A 7,158-nucleotide genomic window follows, 5' to 3' on the forward strand; every position below is an offset into this window, starting at 1 on the left:
GACTGAGCCGCGCCATTGCTGCGTCATTCCACGGAGTCATCATGAATAGCATTGCCCATTACTTTTTGTTGTACGTCGACAGCCCGGCCACCAGCGCCAACCTCTACAGCCGGCTGCTGGACAAGCCGCCGGTGGAGCTGGGGCCGACCTTCGCGCTGTTCATCCTCGACAACGGGGTGAAACTCGGCCTGTGGTCGCGCCATACCGTGGAGCCTGCGGCCCAAGCCTCGGTTGGCGGTAGCGAGGCGGGTTTCTGCGTCGCTGATATCGCAACGGTCGACGATTTGCACACGCGCTGGGTGCAACTCGGGATGAGCATCATCCAGTCACCGGTCGAGGCGGACTTCGGCTACACCTTTGTCGCCCAGGACCCCGACGGTCACCGCCTGCGGGTGTTTACCGTGAACCCGTAACGGCTTGCGGCGCCAGCGCCCTTCGAGGCTGATGGCGCCGACACTGGCCAGCACGATCAGGCCACCCAGCACCACGCGCAGCGAAACCTGCTCGCCCAGCAGCGTGGCGGCCATCACCATCGCCACCGGCGGCACCAGGTACAACGCCACTGACGCGCGGCTGACCTCGACATGCCGCAACACATAGGCCCAGGCCAGGTACGCCAGGGCGCTGGGAAAGGCGCCGAGCAACAACACCGCCCAGTTGGCTTGGGTCGATGATTGCGACACCACCGCCGGCAAACCCGGCAAATACACACACAGCAGCAAGGTGCCCGACCACACGGTGTAGCACACCGTGGTCAGCGGGCTGTAGCGCCGGGAATAGTGTTTCTGGATGGTGAAATAAAGGCTCCACGACAGCGCCGCCAGCAGGATCATCAGTCCACGGGGATCAATCTGCCCTAGGCCATGCTCGCCCCAGATCACCACCAGCACTCCGCTCAAGCCCAGCAGCACGCAACCCCAGCGCCAGCCGGTAACTCGCTCCTTCAAGCCGAAAAACGCCACCAGCACCGTAAATAGCGGAACCGACTGCGCCAGCACACTGGAGGCAGCGGCCGTGACAAATTGCTGGCCGAAATTGATCGTCAGGTGATGCAGGAAAATCCCGAAGAAGCCCAGCACCAGCAACCACGGCAGGTCCCGCAGACGTGGCCGCTCGATCCTCATGACCAACGCGACGCCGGCCATCAATACCGAAGCAATCAGGAACCGTCCCAAGGCCAACTGGCCAGGGCTGTAGCTGTGCAAGGCCAGATGCACGCCAATCGGCGAATACGCCCAACAGAGGATGACGCTGGCAGTGACTAGCGTAAGCTTTACAGGTGACGGGGCTTTCATGAACGGCGTCCAGCAGTGGGAATGCCGTCAGTCTTGGCCCCGGCAAGGCGCAGGACAATTAACCGTTTCTGACTTCTGTAATCACTGGAACTGAGCGATGGAACTGGCCCAACTGAAAATGGTGAAAGCCGTGGCACAAACCGGCAGCGTGGCCCAGGCCGCCCTGCAACTGCACTGCGTGCCGTCCAACATCACCACACGCATTAAGCAACTGGAAAGCGAGTTGGGTACCCCGCTGTTCATTCGCGCCGGGCGCGGGTTGGCGATCAGTGCCGCAGGGGAAGTGTTTCTCGACTACTGCGAGCGCATCCTCGCGCTGGTGGAAGAGTCCAAGCGTGCCGTCGACAGCAACGCGATTCCCCGCGGCAAGCTGCGCATCGGCGCAGTGGAATCCAGCGCCAGTGGCCGCCTGCCGCCGCTGCTGGCCGAATACCATCGACGTTATCCACAAGTGGAGCTGGAACTGGTGACCGGTGCCTGGGCGCAGTTACTCGATGACCTGCAACATCACCGCATCGACGCCGCGCTGGTGGCCGCCGGCGGCAAACGCCCGAAGCTCGAACAAAGCGTGGTCTACAGCGAGCGCCTGGTGCTGATTACCAGCGCCTCCAGCGCACCCATCGAGGACGCCCGGGACCTGGCCGGCCGCACGCTGCTGGTGTGGCCGCCCGGCTGCCCGTATCGCGCAGCCCTGGAGAACTGGCTCAAGCCCCACGACATCAAGCCTGCCATCGCAAGTTATGCCAGTTGGGGCACGATCATTGGCTGCGTCAGCGCGGGGATTGGCGTGGCACTGGCGCCGGAAGGCATCCTGGCGCGCTACGAGCAGGCCAACCAATTGACGTCCTACCGCTTCGACGAATTGGCGGCGGTGGATAACCTGCTGTTCTGGCACAAAGACACCCAACGCCATCTGGCGCGGGATGCCTTTGCGGGGCTGTTGCGGGAAACTTTCGGCTAACCGGTTTTCGCCCCGCTACGCGCGGGCGCAGCAGCATCTTCAGCCTTTTGCGGGGACCAGCCTGGCGTACTGGTCCTGGCTGATCCAGCCCTTGGAAGAGCGGCCTTCGCCATTGATGAACTCGACCTGGGCCCAGCCATCCTTAAACGCCAGTACCGCGACCACATCGTCCTTGACCACGTAGGCACGATGGCTGGCCTTGGCGTCCGGGGTCTTCTGCAGGAAGGCCTTGTCGGACGAAACGGTCACCAGGCCAATCCACTTCTTGGCAGCGGTCTGGGTCAGGTCCAGGCCGGTGGCAATTTCCGGCATCAACACGTTGATGCAGCCGGGATGTTCGCGGCCCTTCTCCACGGTCAGCATCACACCGTCCGAGGAGGCCGCGACGGTACCCGGATAGGCCTCATCCAGCCATGTCGACACCGATGCCTTCGCACCGTCGACCTTGCCCTGCAGGAAGAACGTGCACGAGCGGGTCACGCCCTCGCCCATTTCCTCGGCATAAAACCCCTCCACCTGATGCTCGGGCGTCACGGCCAGCATCAGCCCTTCGTACTTGCCCGAGTGCAGCGTAGCGGCAAACGCCGGCGCACCTGCAGCAACACACACGAAAGAGGCAACCAGCAATCGGGACACGCAACGTTTGAACGGCATTCTATTTTTTCCCTTCAAGTGCTTCGTAGGCTTTTTTGATGCGTTGGTCATAGTCGCCATAATCCTTGCCGTTATAGTTCAGCGCCATGGCGGCGTAATCCTTGTTCTTCATGGCCTTGACTAGGGCCGGGCTCTGGCTGCAAAAACCAAGGAAGGCCTTTAGTTGATGCCCGGCATTAATCTTCATGGCCACCACAAATTCAAACACCGTTTTATAACCGCATGCCGTGAAGTTGGAGCCCATTATCTGAAACATGCCCCAGGAGGCCGACTTCAAGGCCGCTTCCTGATCCAGCGCAAAGGCGGTGGCCATGGTTTCCCAGGCCTTGGTCTGGTCCTTGTTATTGGCCTTCCACTGGGGCCCGGCCTTCTTCACGTAGGGGTACGACAACAGCGGGTGGGTCTGATCGTATTTACTCTTGGTGTACTTGCGAAAATGGTGCCCTTCAAAGGCGATCACCGGCAACTTGGCCGGGCCGAACCCGGAGCGCCCGCCCGACTCCACCGTGGCAAAGGCCTTGATGATATTGACGGAAATGCCGTTACCCAACTGCGTGGCAGCGTTCTGGAAATCCGTATCCGTCAGCGTCGTGCCGCCGTCGCACGTGGCCTGGAGCATCATCTGCCGGTTGCGCCGCTCGGCCTCGATCATTGCCCGCATGCGGTCCAGATAGTGGTCGACCGTGGCCTGGACCATGTCCGCGCCGGTGTTGCCGAACACATTGAGGAACGTCGGAATCCGCAGGGTCGGGTTCGGCTTGACCGGCACCTTCACCGCTTCTTCGATCAGGCTATTGAAGGTGCGCCCGGTAGGGTCGATAACACCATCGGGATGCGCGTATTTGAGGTGGCGGAACTGATACTGGCTGATGCACTGCACCAACTGGCCGTCGCATTTGCCATTTTCCGCCAGGGGGAAACCCAACTTGGGAATGATCAAGTTGAATAAATACTGGATGCATTGAACATCGGCGGGCAAGTTGCGGGCTTTGCCCGGCGCACCGACGGAAGCGCTGATGAGAGTGGGCAACCCTTGCAGGCTTTTCATTACTGACATCCTTGTTAGTTGGAGTAGATGAGCCATAAAGCGCCATCACTTTAATATCATCCATGTGCCACCGACATATTTAGAAATATGTCGCTGGCGCAAACTAACAAGGCGAATTTGGCTTGTCCAGCGCAAGGTTTTAAGGATGTGAGCAATCCCTCACTGACGTCGTCCCTGGGAATAATTTTTAAACGGACTGGGCACTTTGCCACTACCTGCGCTACTGTCTGTTTCGCAGGATGCATTGTCGTCCTGACATCTAACAATGACGTCCAGGGACTGACATGAAATCGACCTTTATTGCCTGTGCCATCAGCGGATTGCTCTTCGTCTCGCCAAACACCCACGCAGAAGATTTTGCGGGCTACTTGCTCAAGGCGGTAACGCCAAAAGGTCCGCAATGGCAAACCAAAAACGATGACGAGATGGCATCAGCGTTCGCGAATGCCGGGGTAAAACGATACAAGTGGTCTGCCGACACCGGAAAAGACGAGATCACCCTGTTTGTGTTGCCGGGCCAGAATCAACCGCCAAGCGCGGCCCGTGATTCCGATACCCGGGCCGCCGAGAAGAACTGCAAAACACATATCAGCCAGACTGACATGGGAGATACCAGCACCCCGTATATGGGCTGGTCGGTGATCTGCACACAGGCGAACGGCAACGTCATGACCTTGAGGCATTTTGCCTATCAATTGGGGGGCGACACGTACAAGGTTTCCAGGACCTGGAGAGAAATGCCTTCAGAACAAACCGTTGCACAATGGAGCGCAACGCTCGCCAGCATCGCCGACCACATCAACAGCACTAAGCCGTGACACAGGAGGTGCCCATGCGTTGGCTAATCGTGGTATCGACTGTCCTGCTGCTGTTCGGCTGTGCATCCAAACCGCCTGTGGCGCCGCCTGACCTGTCCCGCCCGTCGATCGCCGAGACAAAGTCGGTGGTGTTTGCAGGGAAAACATACGTCCTGAAATACCAGGCCCGGGGCAACGTTCCGCTCTGGGAATATTTCCTCGCACCAGAAAGCGTCAACGCCTGGAGCGAACTGGTGGATTTTCGCCTCGCGCCGCCCCAGACCACCGGCAACGAGCCCCGGGATCTTGCCAACCTGACCGCACAGGCCCACAAACAGGAATACCCCAACCTTCCGGTGGAGATGTTTTCAGACGAGAAAACCGATGCGATCTACGTGCTGCTGTTTTATCCGACCTCCACACGCAAGGACGGCAGCTTCTTTGAGTTCAATATCTTCAAATACTACAAGGACAACGGGACCGGCCAAATCATCAGCTTCCACTTTGCCAAGAACATCCCGTCCGACACGCCTGCCGCACGACAGGAGTTGCCCGGGCACATGGCGAGGTTGCGCGCAGAAGTGATTCCGGCCATGGGAGAGTTCCCGCTGTACCGTCAGTAACCCTGATGAGCGAACAGCAGAAATCGCTTCGCAGATGACGATTGTCAGCGAAGGGCTTCATAAAAGTATTTTTTTGAATCAAGGAGGGGTGGCGTTATGGAGGCAACCCCACCAGCCACACCCCGGCACACAATGTTCCCGCTGTGGCTGCTGCCTTCCGGCTCTGACCAGGTTCACGGGTAATCGTTGCGGGGGGACCGATGGGGTCACCATAACGACGCTCGCCTCTCGGCAAGCCGCGCCATTGTACCGATCTCATCGGAAGTTACAACCGTTGGCGCGGGATTAAAAATATCTGATGGTTCAAGTACTTGGCTGCAGGAGCAAGCTTGCTCCTACAAAAGCACGACCTCGTCCGCCCGACCGCCCTCTTGCTGGATCACCAGGTGAATGAAGTGCAGCTTGGCAATCACCGCCGGCGGCAGGACGAACGGATAGAAATCCGGCTGGCCCATGCTGCGGGACAGTTCGTTGAGCATGCCGGCCAGTTCGATCCACGCATTGACGAATGACAGGAACGCCGTGCCGCCGGGATGCCCGGGGTCGTAGAGGGTGCTGAGGGGGAACGGTTGGTAATCCAGGTCCATCTCCCGGGCGCTCATGCCGAAGCCCAGCGCGGTGTCGACGGCGTCCATCATGTGCAGGTAATGCGCCCAGGTTTCCGCCCAGTCTTCCCACGGGTGCATGGTGGCGTAGGCGCTGACGCAGGTTTGCTGCCAGTCCGGGCGCGGGCCGTTCTGGTAGTGCTGCTCCAGGGCGTCGGCGTAGCTGGCGCGCTCGTCACCGAACAGCGTGCGGAACGGCTCCAGCCAATGGCTGTTGGCGATCAGGCGGTCCCAGTAGTAATGGCCGACCTCGTGACGGAAGTGACCGAGCAAGGTGCGGTAAGGCTCGCGCATCTGTACGCGAATTTTCTCACGGTGGGCGTCGTCGGCTTCCTTGATGTCGAGGGTGATCAGGCCATTGGCGTGGCCGGTGGTGGGCGCGTTGCCTTCCAGGTCGATGCCGACAAAATCGAAGGCCAGGCCGGTGTCTTCATCGACCGTCTTGGGAATCACCTGCAAGCCCAGGCTGATGAGTTGGGCCACCAGACGACGCTTGGCGGTTTCGACCTTGCGCCAGCGTTCGGGGTTTTCGGGGATCGACAGGTCGGGAATGGTGCGGTTCAGGCTGCAGGCCACGCACAAGACCTGGCCGTTGTCGGCGGGCAGCAGCCAGTTGCAGGCGGCCGGCGTGTCGAGGTTGGCGCAGCGGCGAAAGGCACCGGCTTCAGGGTCGGCGTCCAGCAGCCAGGTATCGGCATACGGGCCGGGCTGCAGGGAGGACAGGCGACTCTGCTCCGGCTGATAGCCCAGCAGCGCCGAGCAGGCCAGGCACTGGCTGTTGCGAAAGAACAGCGATTGCCCACAGCGGCACTGCCAGACCTTGCTGTTGCGCGAGGTCTCGGCCATGAACGGTGCGGCGATGCGCGAACTGAGTTGTTCGAAGAAGCGGTACATGGCGATCTCTCCGGGAGGCTTGCCAATACTAGAGCATTGCCCGAGAGAGATCGTTCCCACGCTCTGCGTGGGAATGCATCCAGTGACGCTCCGCGTCGCACCTTTCAGAGCGGACGCAGAGCGTCCAGGGCGGCGTTCCCACGCAGAGCGTGGGAACGATCATCAGACTAGAGCATTGCCCGGGAGAGATCGTTCCCACGCTCCGCGTGGGAATGCATCCAGTGACGCTCCGCGTCGCACCTTTCAGAGCGGACGCAGAGCGTCCAGGGCGGCGTTCCCAC

At 60.3% G+C, this 7,158-nt stretch carries 8 protein-coding genes and 1 other RNA gene; 4 read left to right on the forward strand and 5 right to left on the reverse strand.

Going from position 1 to position 7,158, the window contains the following annotated elements:
* Positions 1-41: 41 nt before the first annotated feature.
* Complete coding sequence (locus tag AC3WKX_RS11220) at positions 42-413, forward strand: VOC family protein (protein WP_003219063.1); 372 nt, start codon at positions 42-44, stop codon at positions 411-413.
* Here AC3WKX_RS11220 and AC3WKX_RS11225 read toward each other — a convergent pair.
* Positions 327-1,295 (reverse strand): DMT family transporter, encoded by a 969-nt coding sequence (locus tag AC3WKX_RS11225; RefSeq protein WP_003219065.1) that lies wholly within the window; start codon positions 1,293-1,295, stop codon positions 327-329. The two genes, AC3WKX_RS11220 and AC3WKX_RS11225, sit on opposite strands and share 87 nt — an antisense overlap.
* Before the next feature lie 97 nt (positions 1,296-1,392).
* Between AC3WKX_RS11225 and AC3WKX_RS11230 the strand changes: the two genes are divergently transcribed.
* Entirely contained in the window at positions 1,393-2,256 is an 864-nt protein-coding gene (locus AC3WKX_RS11230; RefSeq protein ID WP_003219067.1) for a LysR family transcriptional regulator, read from the forward strand.
* 39 nt (positions 2,257-2,295) lie between these two features.
* Here the strand turns inward: AC3WKX_RS11230 and AC3WKX_RS11235 are convergent, their stop codons facing one another.
* Positions 2,296-2,910 (reverse strand): SH3 domain-containing protein, encoded by a 615-nt coding sequence (locus AC3WKX_RS11235; protein ID WP_003219069.1) that lies wholly within the window; start codon positions 2,908-2,910, stop codon positions 2,296-2,298.
* 1 nt (position 2,911) lies between these two features.
* The gene (locus AC3WKX_RS11240; protein ID WP_087694832.1) at positions 2,912-3,958 is read right to left on the reverse strand and encodes an N-acetylmuramidase family protein; all 1,047 of its coding nucleotides are present in this window, start codon (positions 3,956-3,958) and stop codon (positions 2,912-2,914) included.
* Between the two features lie 284 nt (positions 3,959-4,242).
* On the opposite strand from AC3WKX_RS11240, the gene AC3WKX_RS11245 reads away from it, so the two are divergent.
* A complete protein-coding gene (locus tag AC3WKX_RS11245; protein ID WP_003219072.1) occupies positions 4,243-4,776 on the forward strand; it encodes a hypothetical protein in 534 nt (177 codons plus the stop codon).
* Between the two features lie 14 nt (positions 4,777-4,790).
* Entirely contained in the window at positions 4,791-5,378 is a 588-nt protein-coding gene (locus AC3WKX_RS11250) for an HI_0983 family protein (RefSeq protein ID WP_087694831.1), read from the forward strand.
* Between the two features lie 106 nt (positions 5,379-5,484).
* Here the strand turns inward: AC3WKX_RS11250 and ffs are convergent.
* Both ffs and AC3WKX_RS11260 read right to left on the reverse strand, forming a co-directional pair.
* An RNA gene (ffs, locus tag AC3WKX_RS11255) (signal recognition particle sRNA small type) lies at positions 5,485-5,581 on the reverse strand.
* A 132-nt stretch (positions 5,582-5,713) separates the two neighbouring features.
* Positions 5,714-6,877, reverse strand: coding sequence for a zinc-binding metallopeptidase family protein (locus AC3WKX_RS11260; RefSeq protein WP_003219075.1), 1,164 nt, complete (start codon positions 6,875-6,877; stop codon positions 5,714-5,716).
* Between the last annotated feature and the right edge of the window lie 281 nt (positions 6,878-7,158).

Source organism: Pseudomonas sp. GP01-A4, assembly GCF_058780865.1.